The sequence below is a fragment of the Mesorhizobium prunaredense genome (assembly GCF_900156895.1).
Taxonomy (GTDB): Bacteria; Pseudomonadota; Alphaproteobacteria; order Rhizobiales; family Rhizobiaceae; genus Mesorhizobium; species Mesorhizobium prunaredense.
The window spans coordinates 285,955-305,132 of record NZ_FTPD01000005.1; the positions used below are offsets into that span (position 1 = coordinate 285,955).

General features: G+C 63.0%; 20 protein-coding genes. 17 read left to right on the forward strand and 3 right to left on the reverse strand.

What is annotated here, in order from left to right; translation table 11 throughout:
* Window positions 1-81: 81 nt before the first annotated feature.
* The 7 genes from ehuC to doeB are packed head-to-tail and all read left to right on the forward strand — an operon-like array spanning window position 82 to window position 6,462.
* A complete protein-coding gene (ehuC, locus tag BQ8794_RS05505; RefSeq protein ID WP_077374141.1) occupies window positions 82-741 on the forward strand; it encodes an ectoine/hydroxyectoine ABC transporter permease subunit EhuC in 660 nt (219 codons plus the stop codon).
* A gap of 16 nt (window positions 742-757) precedes the next feature.
* Window positions 758-1,417, forward strand: coding sequence for an ectoine/hydroxyectoine ABC transporter permease subunit EhuD (gene ehuD, locus BQ8794_RS05510; protein ID WP_077374144.1), 660 nt, complete (start codon window positions 758-760; stop codon window positions 1,415-1,417).
* 37 nt (window positions 1,418-1,454) lie between these two features.
* A complete protein-coding gene (gene eutA / locus BQ8794_RS05515) occupies window positions 1,455-2,228 on the forward strand; it encodes an ectoine utilization protein EutA (RefSeq protein WP_077374336.1) in 774 nt (257 codons plus the stop codon).
* 16 nt (window positions 2,229-2,244) lie between these two features.
* The gene (eutB, locus tag BQ8794_RS05520) at window positions 2,245-3,237 is read left to right on the forward strand and encodes a hydroxyectoine utilization dehydratase EutB (RefSeq protein WP_077374147.1); all 993 of its coding nucleotides are present in this window, start codon (window positions 2,245-2,247) and stop codon (window positions 3,235-3,237) included.
* Complete coding sequence (eutC, locus tag BQ8794_RS05525; RefSeq protein WP_077374149.1) at window positions 3,234-4,226, forward strand: ectoine utilization protein EutC; 993 nt, start codon at window positions 3,234-3,236, stop codon at window positions 4,224-4,226. Before eutB ends, eutC begins: the two co-directional genes overlap by 4 nt.
* A gap of 38 nt (window positions 4,227-4,264) precedes the next feature.
* Window positions 4,265-5,455, forward strand: a complete 1,191-nt coding sequence (doeA, locus tag BQ8794_RS05530; protein WP_077374152.1) for an ectoine hydrolase DoeA — start codon at window positions 4,265-4,267, stop codon at window positions 5,453-5,455.
* 5 nt (window positions 5,456-5,460) lie between these two features.
* The gene (doeB, locus tag BQ8794_RS05535) at window positions 5,461-6,462 is read left to right on the forward strand and encodes a N(2)-acetyl-L-2,4-diaminobutanoate deacetylase DoeB (protein ID WP_077374155.1); all 1,002 of its coding nucleotides are present in this window, start codon (window positions 5,461-5,463) and stop codon (window positions 6,460-6,462) included.
* A 32-nt stretch (window positions 6,463-6,494) separates the two neighbouring features.
* On the opposite strand, the gene BQ8794_RS05540 is transcribed toward doeB, so the two are convergent.
* The gene (locus BQ8794_RS05540) at window positions 6,495-7,163 is read right to left on the reverse strand and encodes a phytochelatin synthase family protein (RefSeq protein WP_077374158.1); all 669 of its coding nucleotides are present in this window, start codon (window positions 7,161-7,163) and stop codon (window positions 6,495-6,497) included.
* Between the two features lie 494 nt (window positions 7,164-7,657).
* Here BQ8794_RS05540 and BQ8794_RS05545 point away from each other — a divergent pair, with 494 nt between their 5' ends.
* From BQ8794_RS05545 to BQ8794_RS05560, 4 genes are all read left to right on the forward strand, one after another.
* Complete coding sequence (locus BQ8794_RS05545; RefSeq protein WP_143744468.1) at window positions 7,658-8,275, forward strand: GNAT family N-acetyltransferase; 618 nt, start codon at window positions 7,658-7,660, stop codon at window positions 8,273-8,275.
* A 396-nt stretch (window positions 8,276-8,671) separates the two neighbouring features.
* Window positions 8,672-9,739, forward strand: a complete 1,068-nt coding sequence (locus tag BQ8794_RS05550; protein WP_077374164.1) for a type III polyketide synthase — start codon at window positions 8,672-8,674, stop codon at window positions 9,737-9,739.
* On the forward strand, window positions 9,736-10,449 hold the full coding sequence (locus BQ8794_RS05555) for a methyltransferase domain-containing protein (protein ID WP_077374168.1): 714 nt from the start codon (window positions 9,736-9,738) through the stop codon (window positions 10,447-10,449). Before BQ8794_RS05550 ends, BQ8794_RS05555 begins: the two co-directional genes overlap by 4 nt.
* Complete coding sequence (locus BQ8794_RS05560; RefSeq protein WP_077374171.1) at window positions 10,446-11,699, forward strand: NAD(P)/FAD-dependent oxidoreductase; 1,254 nt, start codon at window positions 10,446-10,448, stop codon at window positions 11,697-11,699. Before BQ8794_RS05555 ends, BQ8794_RS05560 begins: the two co-directional genes overlap by 4 nt.
* Before the next feature lie 58 nt (window positions 11,700-11,757).
* Here BQ8794_RS05560 and BQ8794_RS05565 read toward each other — a convergent pair whose 3' ends face one another.
* Window positions 11,758-12,063, reverse strand: a complete 306-nt coding sequence (locus BQ8794_RS05565) for a hypothetical protein (protein ID WP_077374174.1) — start codon at window positions 12,061-12,063, stop codon at window positions 11,758-11,760.
* Between the two features lie 57 nt (window positions 12,064-12,120).
* On the opposite strand from BQ8794_RS05565, the gene BQ8794_RS05570 reads away from it, so the two are divergent.
* Complete coding sequence (locus BQ8794_RS05570) at window positions 12,121-12,399, forward strand: hypothetical protein (RefSeq protein ID WP_143744469.1); 279 nt, start codon at window positions 12,121-12,123, stop codon at window positions 12,397-12,399.
* Between the two features lie 10 nt (window positions 12,400-12,409).
* On the opposite strand, the gene BQ8794_RS05575 is transcribed toward BQ8794_RS05570, so the two are convergent.
* Window positions 12,410-12,673, reverse strand: coding sequence for a hypothetical protein (locus tag BQ8794_RS05575; protein ID WP_077374179.1), 264 nt, complete (start codon window positions 12,671-12,673; stop codon window positions 12,410-12,412).
* A gap of 286 nt (window positions 12,674-12,959) precedes the next feature.
* Between BQ8794_RS05575 and BQ8794_RS05580 the strand changes: the two genes are divergently transcribed.
* The 5 genes from BQ8794_RS05580 to BQ8794_RS05605 all read left to right on the forward strand — a co-directional run bounded on the left by BQ8794_RS05580 (window position 12,960) and on the right by BQ8794_RS05605 (window position 19,086).
* Window positions 12,960-14,399: an FAD-binding oxidoreductase gene (locus BQ8794_RS05580; RefSeq protein WP_077374182.1), complete on the forward strand. Its 1,440-nt coding sequence runs from the start codon at window positions 12,960-12,962 to the stop codon at window positions 14,397-14,399.
* Between the two features lie 436 nt (window positions 14,400-14,835).
* Window positions 14,836-16,362, forward strand: coding sequence for a DUF2778 domain-containing protein (locus tag BQ8794_RS05585; RefSeq protein WP_077374185.1), 1,527 nt, complete (start codon window positions 14,836-14,838; stop codon window positions 16,360-16,362).
* Window positions 16,363-16,740: 378 nt separating this feature from the next.
* Complete coding sequence (locus tag BQ8794_RS05595) at window positions 16,741-17,526, forward strand: ThuA domain-containing protein (protein WP_077374339.1); 786 nt, start codon at window positions 16,741-16,743, stop codon at window positions 17,524-17,526.
* Window positions 17,527-17,603: 77 nt separating this feature from the next.
* On the forward strand, window positions 17,604-18,662 hold the full coding sequence (locus BQ8794_RS05600; protein WP_077374191.1) for a Gfo/Idh/MocA family protein: 1,059 nt from the start codon (window positions 17,604-17,606) through the stop codon (window positions 18,660-18,662).
* Between the two features lie 22 nt (window positions 18,663-18,684).
* Complete coding sequence (locus BQ8794_RS05605; RefSeq protein ID WP_027155694.1) at window positions 18,685-19,086, forward strand: GFA family protein; 402 nt, start codon at window positions 18,685-18,687, stop codon at window positions 19,084-19,086.
* Window positions 19,087-19,178 lie beyond the last annotated feature (92 nt).

Sequence of the window (19,178 nt, forward strand, 5' to 3'; positions counted from 1 at the left end):
CCGGGGAGAAGGTGCCGGCAGGCGGATGAGGGGCAGCGCCGACCTTCTGTAATAATCACCCAGCGGAGAAATGCTTAGTTCATGACCCAATGGTCCGGCTATTTCGGCCTGATATTGCAGGGAGCGCTTGTTACCATCGAGCTGACGCTGATGGGGTCGGTGCTTGCCCTGATCATGGCCTTTCTCGCCGGGCTGGGGCGGCTGTCGCGTTTTTTCGCCATTCGGGCGCTGGCCACCACCTATATCGAATTCTTCCGCGGCACCTCGATCTTCGTTCAGCTGTTCTGGGCCTATTTCGTGCTGCCGTTCGTCGGCATTTCGCTGACGCCGCTGCAGGCCGGCGTGCTGGCGCTTGGCCTCAATGTCGGCGCCTATGCGGCGGAGGTGGTGCGCGGCGCCATCCAGTCGATCGGCCGCGAACAGTACGAGGCCTGCACCGCGGTCAATCTCGGCCGCTGGCAAGCCATGCGCCATGTCATCCTGCCGCAGGCGCTGCTGGTCATGCTGCCGACCTTCGGTAACAACGCCATCGAATTGCTCAAGGCCACCGCCGTGGTTTCGCTGATCTCGCTCACCGACCTGACCTTCCAGGCCCAGGTGGTGCGCTCGCAGACCGGCAACACGCTGGTGCCGTTTACCACCATCCTCGTCATCTATTTCGGCCTTGCGCTAATCATTTCCTGGGGTGTGCGTTCGCTGGAACGCCGCATGGCGCGCGGCCTCGATGGGGTGCGCGTCTGATGGATCGGGCCTCATAATGGAATGGGATTGGAATTTCGTCTGGGAGATCATGCCGACCCTGATCGAGGGCGTGAAGATCACCATCCTGGCGACGCTGCTCGGCTCGGTCCTGGCCGCGATGGTCGGATTGGCCATCGCGCTGGCGCGGCGCTCGCCGAACAAGGGCTTGTCGCGCAGCGTCGGCTTCCTCGCCGAGTTCATTCGCGGCACGCCGCTCTTGGTGCAGCTCTATTTCATCTTCTACGTGCTGCCGGATATCGGTATCCTGCTGCCGCCACTGGTGGCGGGCGTCATCGGCCTCGGGCTGCACTACGGCACCTACACGGCCGAAGTCTATCGCGCCGGCATCGACAATGTGCCGCGCGGCCAGTGGGAAGCCGCCAAGGCCTGCAATCTCAACGCCAGGCAGACCTGGACCCACATCATCATGCCGCAGGCTATCCCGCCGATGATCCCGGCGCTTGCCAACTATTTCATCGCCATGTTCAAGGAGACGCCGCTGCTTTCGGCGATCACCGTGCTGGAACTGATGAACCAGGCCAAGAGCGTCGCCAACACCTACTACCGCTATGTCGAGCCGATGACGCTGGTCGGCGCCTTCTTCCTCGCCATCAGCCTATTCTCGGTCGTGCTGCTGCGCTGGCTGGAACGCCGCTACGGGCGCATTGAAAAATGACAGTTCCTTCGACCAAACCGTTGGCAGGGAGCGCGTGGTGACCGCTCCAGTCGACATCCGCTTGCACTCGACACGGCCGGCGCTCGACGCGCGTCCGCTGGAAAAGCGCGTCGGCCTGATCATCCTTGCCACCGACCATACGACCGAACCGGATTTTCGCCGCATGGTGGCGGACGACCGGATCGGCGTCTATGTCGCGCGCATCCCCTATGCCAATCCGACGACGCCGGACAATTTGCGCAAGATGCGGCCGTCGCTGACGGCGGGCGCTGCGCTCATCCTGCCCGACGAGCCGCTCGATGCGATCTGCTATTCCTGCACCTCGGCGTCGGTCGTCATCGGCGATGCCGAGATCGAGGCGGCGGTGCAGGCGGCCAAGCCCGGCGTACCCGTGGTTACGCCACCGATGGCAGGGGTGCGCGGCTTGAAGGCGCTGGGCGCCAGGACGATCAGTATTCTTACTCCTTATACTGTCGAGACCAGCCGGCCGATGTCCGTCTATTTCGCGGCGCACGGTTTCGAGATCGCCAGCTTCAGCTGTCTCGGCTTCGACGACGACCGCGAGATGGCGCGGATTGCGCCGGCCACGCTGGTCGATCTGGCCCGTGAGTCTACGGATGCGCAAGCGGACGCGCTGTTCGTCTCCTGCACGGCGCTGCGGGCAGCACTTGCCGTCGTCGGCATGGAAGAGGCGATCGGCCGTCCGGTGGTGACCAGCAACCAGGCAACGGCCTGGAACTGCCTGCGGCTTTGCGGCGACGACGAGCCGCGCGCCGAATTCGGCCGTCTGATGACGCTGCCTTTGAAGTGATCGCAGAGCAAAGATCATGACCGCGAACGACGTCACCCTCTCCGACATCCGCGCCGCCCGCGAGCGCATCGCCGGCAAGGTCGAGCGCACGCCGACCGTGCCTTCCCCGAATCTTTCCGGGCACTTGGGCGCGCCTGTTTATCTCAAGCTCGAACATCGGCAGATCACCGGCAGCTTCAAGCTACGTGGCGCCTCGAACGCCATCGCGTCGCTGAACGCCGGGGAGAAGGCGCGCGGCGTGGTCGCCGCCTCGACCGGCAATCACGGCCGGGCGCTGGCCCATGCGGCGAAGCTCGAAGGCATGCGTGCGACGATCTGCATGTCGCGACTGGTGCCGCAGAACAAGCTCGACGAAATCCGCCGGCTTGGCGCCGAGATCCGCATCGTCGGCAACAGCCAGGACGATGCGCAGCAAGAGGTCGACCGGCTGGTCGCGGAAGACGGTCTTATCATGCTGCCGCCCTTCGACCATCCCGATATCATTGCCGGGCAAGGCACGCTCGGGCTGGAAATCATCGAGCAGGTTGCGGACGCCGCCCTGGTGCTGGTGCCGCTGTCCGGCGGCGGGCTGGCGGCGGGTGTCGCCGCTGCCGTGAAGGGCGTCAGCCCCGGCACAAAGGTCATCGGCGTTTCGATGGCGCGAGGTGCGGCGATGAAGGCAAGCCTCGATGCCGGACATCCGGTTTTGGTCGAGGAACTGCCGACGCTGGCGGATTCGCTCGGCGGCGGTATCGGCCTCGACAATCGGCTGACCTTCTCGATGTGCCGCGACCTGCTCGACGACGTGATCCTCCTCAATGAGGACGAGATCGCCGCCGGCATCCGCCACGCCTATGAACAGGAACGCGAGATCGTCGAAGGCGCCGGCGCGGTCGCCATCGCCGCAGTGCTTGCCGGCAAGGTCGGGGCGAGCGGCCCCACGGTGCTCATTCTGTCGGGCCGCAACATCGACATGACGCTGCACAGGAAAGTCGTTTGTGGCGAAGCATTTAAGGAGAGCGCCGCATGAGCCGGATGACGATACTCACCGAAGCCGAATTGCACGCGATCGTGAAGCTCGATCTCGATGCCGTCGCCTGCGTAGAAAATGCGTTCCGAGCGCTTGCCACCTTGCCGGTGGCGATGCCGCCGATCCTGCGGCTCGACATTCCCGAGCATCGCGGCGAGGTCGACGTCAAGACCGCCTATGTGCCAGGCATCGACGGTTTTGCCATCAAGATCAGTCCCGGCTTCTTCGACAATCCGAAGCTCGGCCTGCCCAGCGTCAACGGCATGATGGTGCTGCTGTCGTCAAAAACCGGGCTGGTCGAGGCGCTGCTGCTCGACAATGGCTATTTGACCGACATCCGCACGGCGGCGGCCGGAGCGGTCGCGGCGAAACATCTTTCGCGAACCGACTCCTCTGTCGCCGCGATCTTCGGCGCCGGCGTCCAGGCGGGGCTGCAGCTCGAGGCGCTTATGCTGGTGCGGCCGATCGCCGAGGCACGCATCTGGGCCAGGGACGCCGCCAAGGCCGAAGCCGCGGCGGATGCATTGCGCGAAAAACTGGGCATCGTCGTGCATGCTGAGCCCGACGCGGCAAAGGCGGCGGCCGGCGCCGACATCATCGTCACCACGACGCCGTCGACCGAACCGCTGATCAAGGCCGGCTTCGTCTCCGCCGGCCAGCACATCACCGCTATGGGCTCGGACGCCGAGCACAAGAACGAGATCGCGCCGGCGATCCTGCGCATGGCCGATCTCTACGTCGCCGACAGCGCGAAGCAGACGCGGGTGCTGGGCGAATTGCATCATGCCATCGCGACGGGGGTGATGGCAGCCGATGCCGAGATCACAGAGCTCGGCCAGATCATCGCCGGCGAAAGGCATGGCCGCCGTTCGGACAGCGACATCACCATCGCCGACCTCACCGGCACCGGCGTGCAGGACACGGCGATCGCCACGCTCGCCCGCGACCGTGCCCAGGCGGCCAACACCGGGACAATTTTCGAAAGCTGATACCGGCCGCAAGGCCCAACAAACGAGGACCAAAAACAATGCAGCCCAATTTGAAATTCTCGCGCGGCGAATATGCGGATCGCCTCGCCAAGACACGGAAGGCCATGGGAGCCAGGGGCGTCGATCTGCTTGTTGTCAGCGATCCGTCCAATATGGCCTGGCTGACCGGCTATGACGGCTGGTCGTTCTATGTGCACCAGGCCGTCATCGTGCCGCCGTCGGGCGAACCGGTGTGGTACGGGCGCGGCCAGGACGCCAACGGCGCCAAGCGCACCGCCTATCTCGCGCACGACAACATCGTTGGCTATGCCGACCATTATGTGCAGTCGACCGAACGCCACCCGATGGATTTTCTGTCGCAGGTGCTGGCCGATCGCGGCTGGGGCAAGCTCAGCATCGGCGTCGAGATGGACAATTACTGGTTCTCGGCCGCTGCCTTCGCATCGCTGCAGAAACATCTGCCAAATGCCCGCTTCGTCGACGCTACGGCACTCGTCAACTGGCAGCGCGCAGTGAAGAGCCCGACCGAAATCGATTACATGCGCAAGGCCGCCCGCATCGTCGAAGCGATGCACCAGCGCATCGTCGACAAGATCGAAGTCGGCATGCGCAAATGCGACCTGGTCGCCGAGATCTATGATGCCGGCACGCGCGGCGTCGACGGGCCAGAGGGAAAGATCGGTGGCGACTATCCGGCGATCGTGCCGCTGCTGCCGTCGGGCGCCGATGCGTCGGCGCCGCATCTGACCTGGGACGACCGGCCGATGAAATCAGGCGAGGGCACCTTCTTCGAGATCGCCGGCTGCTACAACCGCTACCATTGTCCGCTTTCGCGGACTGTGTTCCTCGGCAAGCCGACGCAGGAATTCCTCGATGCCGAAAAGGCGACACTGGAGGGAATGGAAGCGGGGTTGGCCGCGGCAAAGCCTGGCAATACATGCGAGGACATCGCCAACGCCTTCTTCGCGGTGCTGAAGAAATACGGCATCGTCAAGGACAACCGCACCGGTTATCCGATCGGGCTTTCCTATCCGCCGGACTGGGGCGAGCGCACAATGAGCCTGCGCCCCGGCGACCGCACCGAGCTGAGGCCCGGCATGACCTTCCATTTCATGACCGGCCTGTGGCTGGAGACGATGGGGCTCGAGATCACCGAGTCCATCCTGATCACCGAGACCGGCGTCGAGTGCCTGGCCAATGTGCCGCGCAAGCTGGTGGTGAAGAATTGAGCCCGATGTCCAGCCTTCGCCCATCGCCAATCACGCCGACCGTCGATTTCGACCGCGACGGCGTGCAGCACGGCTTCCTGCGCCTGCCCTACAGCCGTGACGATTCCGCCTGGGGATCGGTGATGATCCCGATCTGCGTGATCCGCAACGGCAGCGGGCCGAGCGCGTTGCTCACCGGCGGCAATCATGGCGACGAATATGAGGGGCCGCTGGCGCTCTACGATCTCGCCCGCACGCTCGATCCCAAGCAAGTCAGCGGCACGGTCATCATCGTGCCGGCGATGAACTATCCGGCGTTCCGTGCCGGCACCCGCACCTCGCCGATCGACAAGGGCAATCTGAATCGCAGCTTTCCCGGCCGGCCTGACGGCACGGTGACGGAGAAGATCGCCGATTACTTCCAGCGTGAGTTGCTCCCCCGCGCAGACATCGCGCTCGACTTCCACTCCGGCGGCAAGACGCTCGACTTCGTGCCGTTCTGCGCCGCCCATATCCGGCCCGACAAGGAGTTGGAGGCGAAGGGTTTCGCCGCGGTCGAAGCGTTCTCGGCGCCGTGGTCGATGAAGATGCTGGAGATCGATGCGGTCGGCATGTTCGACACTGCCGCCGAAGAGATGGGCAAGCTGTTCATCACCACCGAGCTTGGCGGTGGTGGGACTTCGCGCGCGGAAACGGTGCGGATCGCCCGTCGCGGCGTGCTCAATGTGCTGCGCCATGCCGGCATTGTCGCCGGTGCGGTCGAGATGCAGCCGACCCGCTGGCTCGACATGCCGTCGGGCGATTGCTTCTCGTTTGCCGAGGACGACGGGATGATCGAAACGATGATCGATCTCGGCGAGCCTGTCGAACAGGGCCAGGTCCTGGCGCGCATCCACTCCATCGGCCGCACCGGTGCCGCACCTCAGGAGATCAGGGCAAGGATGTCGGGTCTATTGGCTGCCCGCCATTTCCCCGGACTGGTCAAGGCGGGTGACTGCACCGCAGTGGTCGCTATGCTGGTCGATTGAAGGCAAGGCAATCGAAACTGCTTGCGACAGTGCTACTCGATCAGCAGCAGGCCGCGCTTCTTGTCGCCATCGCTATCGATTGTGTCCATGGCTGAGAACAGGCGCTCACGCTCGACCAGCCAGGGCTTGTAGTCCTCGTTTACATCGAGGACGAAAACCATGTCTTCCGCCTCCAGATATCCTCCGACCGGGGAAAAATGGCCAGCGCCGGCGCCGAAAATCTTCTCACGGGTAAAGTTGACGATGTAACGGCGGCCGGGATCGTTGGCGCGCTTCATGTGCTCGCGAAACGCATCGGCACTCAGATTCCGAAGCACCGAAACCTTTCGCTTGGTGTTCGTTCGAGCGACCTCGGCAAGCTCGTCCAGCGTGAGCCCGATGACGCAAAAGCCGGTCCAGCATTTTCCGGTTCCCGCGAGGACTTCGGCTTCCGTCGTCTCCTCCTCGCCGATGGAGCGGAAGGTGTTTGCGACACTTGCCGGGCCGCACCTTGATCCGTTTGATTGCCATGTGACGTCGGCATTGAACGTGGCAGCCACGGGCAGCTTCCAGGCGCTGTCGATCAATTCAGCGGTGCGGGTAACCGACGACTGGATCGCGTCTTGCGAAACTCTGGACTGGCCGGCAATCAAAAGTGCGGCACCGCCCAGCACGCCGACGACGGCGATCACAATCACACCGAAAGCGAGACTGCGCTTCATTGCTGAATCTCGGAGCAGGCAGCAACAGGAGAATGAAGAAAAGGCACCGCAACGTCAATCGGAGGCCCGCGCTCTGGAGGAGCGCGGGCCGACCGGAGTCCCGGTCCAGCAGCCAACATCCGGGAGATATTCGCTGTCATGCTAGTGGATTGAACGCAGCAAAAGAGTCCCATTGGGATTCCATTTTGGTGGCGCGCGTACCGCGCCCAAAGGTTCGCGTCATGAACGTTGCATCATGGACATTGCTACGGCGCATGACTGTCAATTTATCACTGCCGGCTGCCCGATCAGGGCATCAATCCGGCCCGTCTCGTCCAGGTCGGCCCGGCATTGGCTTCTCCGGCCACTGCTTGTGAACGCTCTCGATCCCGTCCGAATTTCTCATGGACTGTGATGCGATGATCGAGGTCGGGAATTTGGACTGCGGCTGTGCCATGTCAAACAGCCGGACCTCTTGAGGAGTCGTCCCAGGAACCTCCTGACCGAAGCGTCCGGTGAAACAAACGAAACACTTCGGCGCCACTCCAGAAAAACGGCCGAAACAAGAATGGCTTAAACCGGGCAGCACCGCTGATCGCAGTGGCGTTCAACCTCTGGAGTTCCGTCGTGGTTGGCGGATCGCGTGGCGAGGAGTATCAAGCATGAACGGAGAAAATATCAGCATTCGACGCGCGACGGAGCAGGATCATCCAGCTATTCGTGGCTTGGTGCGCGGTGAGCGTCTCAATCCTACGGACCTGATGTGGCCTAATTTCCTGGTCGCGGCAGCTGACGGCCACATTGTCGGTGCCATCCAGATGCGCAAGCACGCCGATGGCTCACGCGAACTCGGATCCCTGGTCGTAAGCAAGGAGTCGCGAGGTCAGGGCGTCGCCACGCGGCTGATTTATGCGGTCCTCGCTACAGAGTCCGGGCCAGTGTGGATGATCACCGCGAATGCTTTTGCAGGTGCGTACTCACGGTGGGGATTTCGACGAATCGAGCCACGGACGGCGCCGGTCAGGATCCGGCGCAACCATCGTATGGGAAGTCTTGCGAGTATCGTCTCATTCTTCAAGCGCCGACCAATCCGACGACTTGTGATCCTCGAGCGTCTTCCGTCGATGAAGTGAGGCGCGTTGCAGCCTGCCTTTGTGGTCGGCTCAGCTGCCATCGCGCTGGAGGTTATCCCAAATGGGACTCTTTTGCTGCGGTCAATCCACTAGAACCGTTAGTACACGCCAATGTTCCATCGCTCAGAAAAAAGACCGTGCCCCGTGAGCGCCGGACGCAATGGCGCATCTTGCTGGAAGCGCGGCCTCCCGTGGACGCCTCGGTAATGGAGCCTATGTTCCTATTGCCGGCGAATCGCAGCATCGCCTGGCAACACACAGGTGGGATGAAATCAGTTCTCAGAAACGTTCATCAACAACACTCAATGCCTGCTGCCCGACACCTGGTGCCGATGACCAGACAACCTCCGGCGGTGGTCCTAAAAAATACCGTGCGCGACGCCGAGGAGACCGAATATGCCGGCCAAAGCGTATATTAACCGGATCGCGACGGCGGTGCCGGAGCACGAGGTTCATCAATTCTATCTGCGTTTCGCCGCCTCCATGCTTGCGGCCGATCGCCGAAGAATTTTCGAACGCATGGTTGACGTTGCCGGCATCGAGCACCGCTATTCCTGCTTTGCACCTGCCGGCGACCCCGAAGGACCATCAGCAGATCTGGCCGGGAAGTTCATCCGGGGCGCCTTTCCTGGAACGGCCGAGAGAATGGCAATGTTCTGTCATGCCGCACCTGTTCTGGCGCAAAAAGGCGTCGACGGATTGGAGCTTGGTGGCGGCGCTTCCCGCATCACCCATCTCATCGTTACCACCTGCACCGGTTTTTCGGCGCCGGGCATCGACCTGGAGCTGGTTGCGCGATGCGGCCTGCCGGACAGGGTCGAACGTACGATGATCGGTTTCATGGGCTGCTACGCGGCGATCAACGGCCTCAAGCTTGCCCGCCACATCGTCCGCTCCGACCCGCAGGCCAGGGTCCTGCTGGTCAATATCGAACTCTGCACAATGCATCTGCGGGAAACCAGCGAACTGGAAAAGCTGCTGTCGTTCTGCCTCTGGGGCGATGGCTGTGCGGCTGCGCTCGTCACCGCCGAGCCGCACGGCATCGAGCTCGAAAGCTTTTACGGCATCGTGGCGGACGAGCGGCGGGATCTGATGAGCTGGAGCATTACTGACCACGGCTTCGAAATGGTTCTTTCCGGCCAGGTCCCGGCAGCAATCCATGAAGTGTTGCGGAGCAATCACGACGCCATCCTCGGCGATCGGCCGACCGAGGCGATCGACCTCTGGGCCGTGCACCCGGGGGGACGTTCGGTGCTCGACGCCGTCGAACGGGCCCTGGAACTCGCGCCCACCGCGCTGGAGCCATCGCGCGAGGTGTTGCGCCGATATGGAAACATGTCGTCCGCGACCGTCATGTTCGTGATGAAAGAGATGTTGAAGGCGCCACCAGGAATGCTCGGCTGCGGGATGTCGTTCGGACCCGGGCTGGCGGCCGAAACCATGCTTTTCCGAACGGCGTCATGATCAGCCTGGAGCACCGCCAGCTTGCGCCGGAAATCCTCGACGGACTTGCGGCCGACGATCCGCGAGCGCTTGCCGCGCGGCGCGACCTCCGTCGCATCAACGCGCTGATGTTTCAGGCCAGGATCATGGCGTCGCTGCTCAGGAAATTTGTGCCAGGGCCGCCGCGCCGGATTCTGGAGATCGGCGCCGGCGATGGCTCCTTCATGCTGGCGTTGGCGCATCGCATGGCCGGGCTTTGGCCTGGGGTCGAACTGCTAATGCTCGACCGCGTCGACCTCATCACCGCGCAATTGCGTGGTGATTTCGACAGGCTGGGATGGACGGTCGAAGGCGTCACCGCCGATGTCTTCGACTGGGCGAGAAAGAATGAGGGCACGCGGTTCGACGCGGTCACCGTCAATCTGTTTCTGCATCATTTCGACGATGGCAAGATCGTGCGTCTGTTTTCGCTGATGGCGCCGAAGGCCCCGCTGCTGTTGGCGACAGAGCCGTTGCGGACCAAACTGGCATTGGCCGCGACCTGCCTTCTCCCGGCGATCGGCGCCAATGACGTCACACGAAACGACGCGGCTCAAAGTGTGCGTGCCGGCTTTCGCGGCAACGAGCTTTCCGGTCTCTGGCTCGCGGCAAACGGCAAACCGGTCGAGGAACGGCGCGCCGGCCTCTTTTCCCACATTTTCGTCGGCGCCAGCGCCGGTCATGACCTATGACGCGATTGTCGACCCATGACGCGATCGTCATAGGCGCCGGCCCGGCGGGCACGTCCGTCGCGCTGACGCTGGCCCGGCGCGGATGGGCCGTGGCTATTGTGGAAAAGAGCGTGTTCCCGCGCCGCAAGGTCTGCGGCGAATATATTTCGGCAAGCAATCTTGCGCTTCTGGACCAGCTGGAAATCGGCGAAGCGTGGCGTGCCAATGCCGGCCCCGAAATCCGCCGCGTCGGCTTGTTTTCCGGCGAGACCTGCGCCGAAGCGCCAATGCCTCCTGCAAAAGATGGGCCTCCTGCAAAAGAAGGGCCTCCTGCAAAAGATGGGCCCCGCGCGAAAAAAGATGGTTTCGGCCGGGCGCTCGGCCGGGATATTTTCGACTGTCTGCTTTTGCAGGCGGCGCGATCGGCGGGCGTCGAAATCTTTCAGCCTTGCCGCGCCGTCGCCATCGACCCAGATGGCGAGGCGCAATTGGTGCGAATTCAAGCCGGAAACGAAACGACGATGGTGCGCGCGCCGGTGATTGTCGCCGCACACGGCTCCTGGGAGCCAGGATCGCTGCCCAGCCAGCTCGGAAAGACCAACCGCCCTTCGGACCTGTTCGGCTTCAAGGCGCATGTCACCGGGTCGTCCCTGGCGCCTGATTTGATGCCCCTGCTGGTATTTCCTGGCGGTTATGGCGGCATGGTTTCGGCGGATCATGGCCGGCTGTCGATCTCGTGCTGCATTCGGCGCGATATGCTCGCACGGTTGCGCAAACACCCCAGACAGCAGAGCCATTTGTCGGCCGCCGAGGCGGTCTCCCGTCATCTGATGGAATCATGTCGGGGAGTGAGGGATGCGCTAGCATCAGCTGACGCCGACGGGCCGTGGCTTGCCGCAGGTCCGATCCGGCCGGGAATTCGCTCCTGCTACGAGCGCGACATCTTCCGCGTAGGCAATGCAGCCGGAGAGTCTCATCCCGTTATCGCCGAAGGCATCTCGATGGCGCTTCAGTCCGGCTGGCTGCTGGCTTGCGAACTCTCATGCGCACCAAGCGGCCGCGCAGGGCGCGAGTTGGCCGGCAGACGCTACGAGGCGGCCTGGAAAAGTCTGTTTTCAACACGGGTCTATGCCGCGGCAGCGCTTGCCGGGGTTGCCGTTAGCCCCGGCAGTGCAACCTTGATGGCGGCAATTGTGCGGAATTTCCCGCAGGCGCTAACGCTGGGTGCGCAACTGAGCGGGAAGACAAAGCTGGTTCCCGGCTTTGTCTAACAGGTGGTGCGGCCCGCTCATGCGCACCCAAGGTATAATCGACTCCACCGGCGCTAGCTCACTTGGGGCAATTCTCCATGTCCGCAGTTGCAGTGCCACTGGCGGAGTTTGTATTCGCATTCGCATCGGCGCCTGCGGTTTCCTTGCACCGATCACCCATGCCGTCGCCGCCGTCGGTTGTTGAACCGGTTACGTTCGGATCGGCAGGAGTTGCATTATCGGTGCCGGGAGCCATGGTGCCAGTGCCTGTCCCAGTGGTCGCTCCCGGATCGTTGGTGCCGGATCCAGTACCGTTCGATTGCGCCATCGCCGAAGTGGCAAGGGCGATGCTGAGTGCGGTTGCGGAAAGAATTTTTTTCATCATGGTCGGTCTCCATTAGAGTTGCATCGCTGGTTGCGATGATTATCCAACGAGCGTTTTTTGGAGTTGTTCCGTCAGACAGAAATCGTGATCGACGGTCGGGCCGAAGGTAAATCCAAGCAGCAATGCTGGCGAAACAGCGCCATCTTTTTTCGGTTTCGATGGAACAACATCCGCCGGCAACGGTTGGAAGCGCAGTCGTTCTACTCCAGCGACTGTGACAGCCGTTCGCACGGCATTCGGACAAAGGCCCGGCGCTTCCTCCCCGCCGGGCCTTTTCTGTCGCTGGACGAACTTTCACGGAATTTGGCCGGAAGCGCTCGGCTGGCCGGGCTTTGATTGCTGCCGTTCACGGCTCGTCGATATCCTGCTTCGAGGGGTTGCGCGAGATGGCGCGTTCCTCTTCGTCGTCCGGCAGCGCCTCGTCGCTCTCCTGGTACGGATTGTCGTCGTCTTCCTCGGGCAGTTCAGCCTCCTTCTCGAGGTCGTAACGGATGTCGCCGTTTCCCGGCACGCTGTCTGGTAGAATTTTACTGCCTTTGATCGCGTCCCAATCCTGCTGTTCGATGGTCGGGCCTTCGGATGGATCGTCGGGTTTTCTGCGCGGTGCCATCAGAGCTCTCCTATGCACTGGTTGCTCATACGCCTAACTCCAAGGACCGCTGCGTAGTTCCTCCAATCGAACCGACGGAGACCGCCTTACGGCGATCCAGCATCCATCTCGGTTTGGACTGCCGGCGGGGCTTTTACCCAGGCCTTAGTCTCAATGAGAGCTAACCATTAGGCGGGTTGTGCAATACCGCTCAGCAAGCGACTAGGAACTTGTGCGGTTTCTAATATAAGGGCACACTTCGAAACGGGTGGAGGGAAAACGGCCCAAAAACATCGGGAGGAAAGCTATGCATAGCATGAGCCTCACCACGCTTGAACCCGGCAAGACGACGGTCGATGCCGCGGCCTTGGAGGCGCTTTCGGTACAATTGCGCGGCACCGTGCTGAGGGAAGGCGACGCCGCCTATGACGAGGCACGCAGCATCTGGAACGCCATGATCGACCGGCGGCCCGGGCTGATCGTGCGCTGCGCCGGTGCTGCCGACGTTATCGCCGCCGTCAATTTTGCCAGGGAAAACAGGCTGCTCGTCGCGGTTCGCGGCGGCGGCCACAACATCGCCGGCAGCGCCGTCTGCGACGGCGGCCTGATGATCGACCTGTCGCCGATGAAGTCGGTGCGGGTCGATCCGGCGACGCGGCGGGCATGGGTGGAACCTGGCGCGACACTCGCCGACGTCGACGCGGAAACACAGGCCTTCGGACTGGCGGTGCCGACCGGCATCAACTCGACCACCGGCATTTCGGGCCTGACGCTGGGCGGCGGCTTCGGCTGGATCACGCGGAAATTCGGCCTGACCATCGACAATCTTCTCTGCGCCGACATGGTTACCGCCGACGGCAAGCTGCTGCGCGCCAGCCAGACCGAAAATCCGGACCTGTTCTGGGCGCTGCGCGGTGGCGGCGGCAATTTCGGCATCGTCACGGCTTTCGAGTTCAAGCTCCACCAAGTCGGTCCGCAAGTGCTGTCGGGGCTCGTCGTTCATCCCTTCGCCGATGCCGAAAACGTGTTGCGGGAATACCGAGCGGCGCTCGAAGCAGCGCCCAATGAGCTGACCTGCTGGGTGGTCATGCGGCAGGCGCCGCCGCTGCCGTTCCTGCCGGCCGAATGGCATGGCAAGGAGGTGCTGGTCCTGGCCATGTGCTATTGCGGCGACCTTCAGGAGGGTGAGAAGGCGACACAGAGGCTTCGCGCCATCGGCACACCGATTGCAGACGTGGTCGGTCCCAACCCGTTCACCGCCTGGCAGCAGGGATTCGATCCGTTGCTGACGCCTGGCGCCCGCAACTATTGGAAGAGCCATGACTTCACCGAGCTTTCCGACAGCGCGGTTGAGGTCGTGACGGCGGCGATACCCAGGCTTCCCGGTCCCGAATGCGAGATTTTCATTGGCCATGTCGGCGGTGCCGCGGGCCGGGTGACAGCGGATGCAACGGCGTTTCCGCAACGCAGCGCGCACTACGTCATGAATGTCCACGCCCGCTGGCGCGAACCGGAAATGGACCAGGCCTGCATCGACTGGGCGCGGGGGCTCTATGAAGCAGCCAAGCCCTATGCCGCCGGCACGGCCTATGTGAACTTCATGCCCGGGGACGAGGTCGACAGGGTCGAAGCAGCCTATGGCGGCAACTATCGGCGGCTGTTGGAAATCAAGCAGCGATATGATCCGCTGAACCTGTTCCGCATGAACCAGAATTTGCGGCCGATAGAAGCGCAGCGCGCTGCATAGGCTGCGCAGGCATGACAGGGCCCGCGCCTCCAACGGAGGACGCGGGCCTCGTTTCGGGCCATGCGCTGGCAGGTGTCAGCCTTTAGCTGACGCCGCCCAGGCAAGGGTCTAATCCTTTCGCTTTGTTGACTCGGCCTGCAAAAACGGGCAGCAAAGCCTGGCATGGAGGGCATTTCCGCTATTTTCATAGTTTTGGAGGGAGCCTTTTTTGACATAGACCTTCGCCTAATCGGCGATCGGTAGAGGGATTGGTTAACCAAGTTTGTCCATCTTTTGATTCAATCGGCAACAGACGTGAAGCGTGCCGGGGGGCATCAGGCGACTGTGATTGTGACGGCTGCGAGCCCGCATGCCGCAAGGCCGATTGAGGTTTGGTTGTATGGCGTTGATGCGTTTGAATAACCGGGGTGACAATCCTGATAGTGGATTGCCCTCGATGAGGCCCGGCCTGCGCTGGGTCGCGATTCCCGTTGTTGGCGCTGCGATCGCTCTGTGGTCGGCTGCGACCGTGGCCGGCCTCCATTCGGTGGGAACTTCGCTCACCGCCGCCTCCAACAGTGTTCAGCGAAACCTGCTCGCGCCGCGCTCCATGGCGCTCGCCGATCCCCGACACACACTTGCCAATTCACGGGCCAATTCACGGGCCAATCCACGGGCCAATTCGTGGGCGCCGTCACTGGCAAGCCGGCAGCGTGAGGCGTCGCTGCTCGGCCGATGCAATGCCGGCTGCGCGCAGGCCGCCACGAGCTTCGAGCATGGAGGCAAGGTAGCGCGTCTCAAGCCGTTAGCGCGGCCGGATGCTGTGCAGCTTGTCGCCGAAATCTCACCGCAATCGCGCTTCGACAGCGTGGTGGCGAAAGCGGCGCTATCGCCGCAAAAGATTGCTGCTGCCTTTGCCCGCGCCTCCGGCGGGGCCGCGCCGTTTGCGGTCGTCAGTCTGCCGACGGGCCAGCGCTTTGCGGAGCCGGTGCGCCTGGCCGATCAGCATGGTCCCGCGTCCGTGCGCTTCGGGCCCGAGATTGCAGAAATCGACCGATCCTCCGGGCTGGCGCTGGCGCTTGCGAATGCATTGCCGGAAGCGATGATCGACGTGCTGCCGCAGACGACGACGGCCGATCCTGCTGCCACGCAAGAGGGCGAGGTGCAGATGGCGTCGCTGCCGCCGCAGGACGCAATGCCCGGCAGCGTTCCCTTGCCGACTTGGCGTCCGCAGGCGGAAATCGATCAGTCAGACGAGGCGCCCGAGGTCAAGGCACCCAAAGCGCCCAAGGTCCAGGCATCGAAGGCCGGCAAGGCCCAGTCTCAGCCATCCAAAGCCAACAAGGTGCAGACCGCCGCCGCTCCGCAGGTCGATACGCCCCGGGCGCCAGCCTTGTCGCCGAGGAGTTCGTCACCGGCGGCGATGCCAAGCATGCAAGAGGACATGCAGGGCAGCCCGGGCATGCAAAGCAGCCCGGGCATGCAGGGCAGTCCGGGCAAGCCGGCCAAGCCGGCCAAGCGGTCGAAGGCCGCAGACATGCTGGCCTATGCCAAACCCGACAGCCCGGCGGGCGGCGGCGGGGTCTTCGGCAACCTGTTCACCAAGCCCGGCAGCGGCGTCGCCGTCTACGACATCTCGGCGAAAACCGTCTATATGCCGGACGGCTCGCGGCTCGAGGCGCACTCGGGACTGGGCTCGATGGCAGACCAGCCGCGCTATGCCAACCGGAAGAATGCCGGCCCGACGCCGCCCCACACCTACGATTTGAGGCTGCGTGAATCGCGCTTCCATGGGGTGGAGGCCCTGCGTCTCACTCCTATCGATGGCAAGAACAAATATGGCCGCGACGGCTTTCTTGCCCACACCTACCTGCTGCGCGGCGGCCGCGCGGAATCGAGCGGCTGCGTCGCTTTCAAGGACTATGCCCGCTTCCTTGCCGCCTTCAAGAAAGGCAAGATCAAACGCCTCGTCGTGCGCGGCTAACCAAGCTGCTGATGCAGGTTGCGTCGGAAGGGCGTGAGTGTAGGCGCCTGCAGCGGCGCAGAATGTAAGCCCGTTCTGTAGCGATCCTTCGCGCCCCCCTCTGTCCTGCCGGACATCTCCCCCACTTGGGGGGAGATTGCTGTCACGCCGGCTTCGCAAATCGCCACCGTTGTAGGAATGAGCGGAGCGTGGAAGCTGCCGATCTCTCCCCTTGTGGGGGAGATGTCCGGCAGGACAGAAGGGGGGCGCTGTCCCGCCGACATCTCCGGAATTCCACCCAATTGTCAGCAGCCAGCCTCGAAACCGTTTTCATTCCCGGCCGAGGATACTATGACTGACCGGACCGGGGCGGCGGCTTCAACCGATCAAGAGGATGTCATGACGATACGCGCTGTCGTTTGGGGCGAGAATATCCATGAGCGGACCAATGAGGTGGTGGCGGGGATCTACCCCGAGGGCATGCACGCAACGATCGCCAATGCGCTGAAGCTCGACCCCGAAATTTCCGTATCGTGGGCGACGCTTGAGCAGCCGGAGCATGGCCTGCCGGTCGACCGTTTGGCGCAAACCGATGTGCTCGTGTGGTGGGGACACAAGGACCATGGCGCCGTCGCCGACGAAGTCGTCGAGCGCGTGGCGCGCCGCGTCTGGGAAGGCATGGGGCTGATCGTGCTTCATTCCGGCCATTTCTCGAAGATATTCAAGACGCTGATGGGCACGCCCTGCACGCTGAAATGGCGCGAGGCCGGCGAGCGCGAGCGGCTCTGGGTGACGAGCCCCAACCACCCGATCGCTGCCGGGATCGGCGAGTATTTCGAGCTCGAGAACGAGGAGATGTATGGCGAGCAGTTCGCCGTGCCGGAACCGCTGGAAACGGTTTTCATCTCCTGGTTCCAGGGCGGCGAAGTGTTCCGGTCGGGGCTGACCTATCGTCGGGGTGCCGGCAACATCTTTTATTTCAGGCCAGGCCACGAGACCTATCCGACCTATCACGACGCGAATGTCCAAAAGGTGCTGCGCAATGCGGTGAAATGGGCGCACAACCCGCAGCGCGCGCATCCAGCCATCCTCGATGCGCCGAACGTGCCGGTGGAAAAGGCGCTCGAGCCGATCGTCGAGCGCGGCGGAAAACTCCATGCCGAGGGCGAACCCGGCTACCGCTAGACCGCAATCGCGAACCGTCGGTTCTGAAAATCCGTGGTCAAACAAGAAGATAAGGCCTCATCCTAAGGATATGAATCATGCGTCTTTTGATACTCGGCACCGGCTGGATGGCGGAGGAGCACGCCAGGCAGTTCAGCAGGATCGAGGGCGTCGAACTGATCGGCGCCGTCGATGTCGACCGCGCGCGTGTCGACAAGTTTTCGGACGTCTACGCTATCCCCAACCGGTTCGCGTCGCTGGAAGACGCGCTCGCATGGGACAAGTTCGACGCGGTGGCGAACGTGACGCCGGACCGCATCCACCATCCGACCACCATGATGCTGGTCGCGGCGGGCAAGCCGGTGCTATGCGAAAAGCCGCTGGCCGAAAATTACCAGAGGGCCAGCGAAATGGCCGATGCCGCCGAGCAAGCCGGCATCATCAACATGGTCAACCTGACCTATCGCAACGTTGCCCCGCTGCAGCGGGCGCGCGCCATGGTGCTTGCCGGCGAGATCGGCACGGTGAGGCATGTCGAGGCGTCCTATCTGCAGAGCTGGCTGGTTTCCAAGTTCTGGGGCGACTGGCGCACTGATCCGAAATGGCTGTGGCGGCTGTCACGCGGCCATGGCTCCAATGGCGTGCTGGGCGATGTCGGCATCCATATCCTCGATTTCGCCAGTTATGGCGCGGCGCTCGACATCGACCATGTGTTCTGCCGCCTCAGGTGCTTCGACAAGGCGCCCGGCAACCGGATCGGCGAGTACGAGCTCGACGCCAATGACAGCTTCACCATGGCGCTGGATTTCAGCAACGGCGCTTTTGGCGTCGTCCATGCCAGCCGCTGGGCAACCGGCCATCTCAACGAATTGCGGCTGCGCATCTATGGCGACAAGGGTGGTATCGAGGTCGTGCACAATCTGAACGGCTCGGAACTGAAAGTGTGCATGGGCGAGGACATCGAGAACGCCAAATGGCAGGTCCTCGATGCCGGAACGGTGCCGACCAACTACCAGCGCTTCGTCGATGCGGTGCGCGGCGGCGTTCAGGCCGAGCCGTCGTTCCGCCATGCGGCCGAATTGCAGAAGGTGCTCGACCTTGCCGCCGTCTCCGACGAGAAGAGGGCTGAGCTCAGGGCCCATGCCGAAACCCATTGATGTTCGCTGAAAGGGGCCAGCCATGGTCACGCGCCGCGCCCAATGTTCCTGCGGTCAGCTGTCAGCCACCTGTTCGGGCGAGCCTGTACGCGTCTCTGTCTGCCATTGCCTGGCCTGCAAGCGGCGCACCGGCAGCGCGTTCAGCTTCAATGCGCGGTTTGCGGAGAATGATGTGTCGATCCAGGGACGAGCGGCGGAGTTCACGCGCGTTGGCGACGAAGGCGGCCGTGTCATCTACAGTTTCTGCCCGGATTGCGGCACCACTGTCCATTACCGGATCGATGTCCAGCCCGGTCTGATCGCCATTCCGGTGGGGGCTTTCGCCGACCCATCGTTCCCGCCGCCCTTCCTGTCCTTCTATCACGACAGCCGGCGCTGCGAGTGGGTCGAGGTCCGCACTGAGCCTCTGGCGACGTTCGGCTGAAGCCGTCGGCCACCTTCGGCTGACGTTTTTGGACGGTTCAGCCTGCTGATCCAGGGCGAGCCAACGATCGCTTGTTCGATGAACTGGAACCG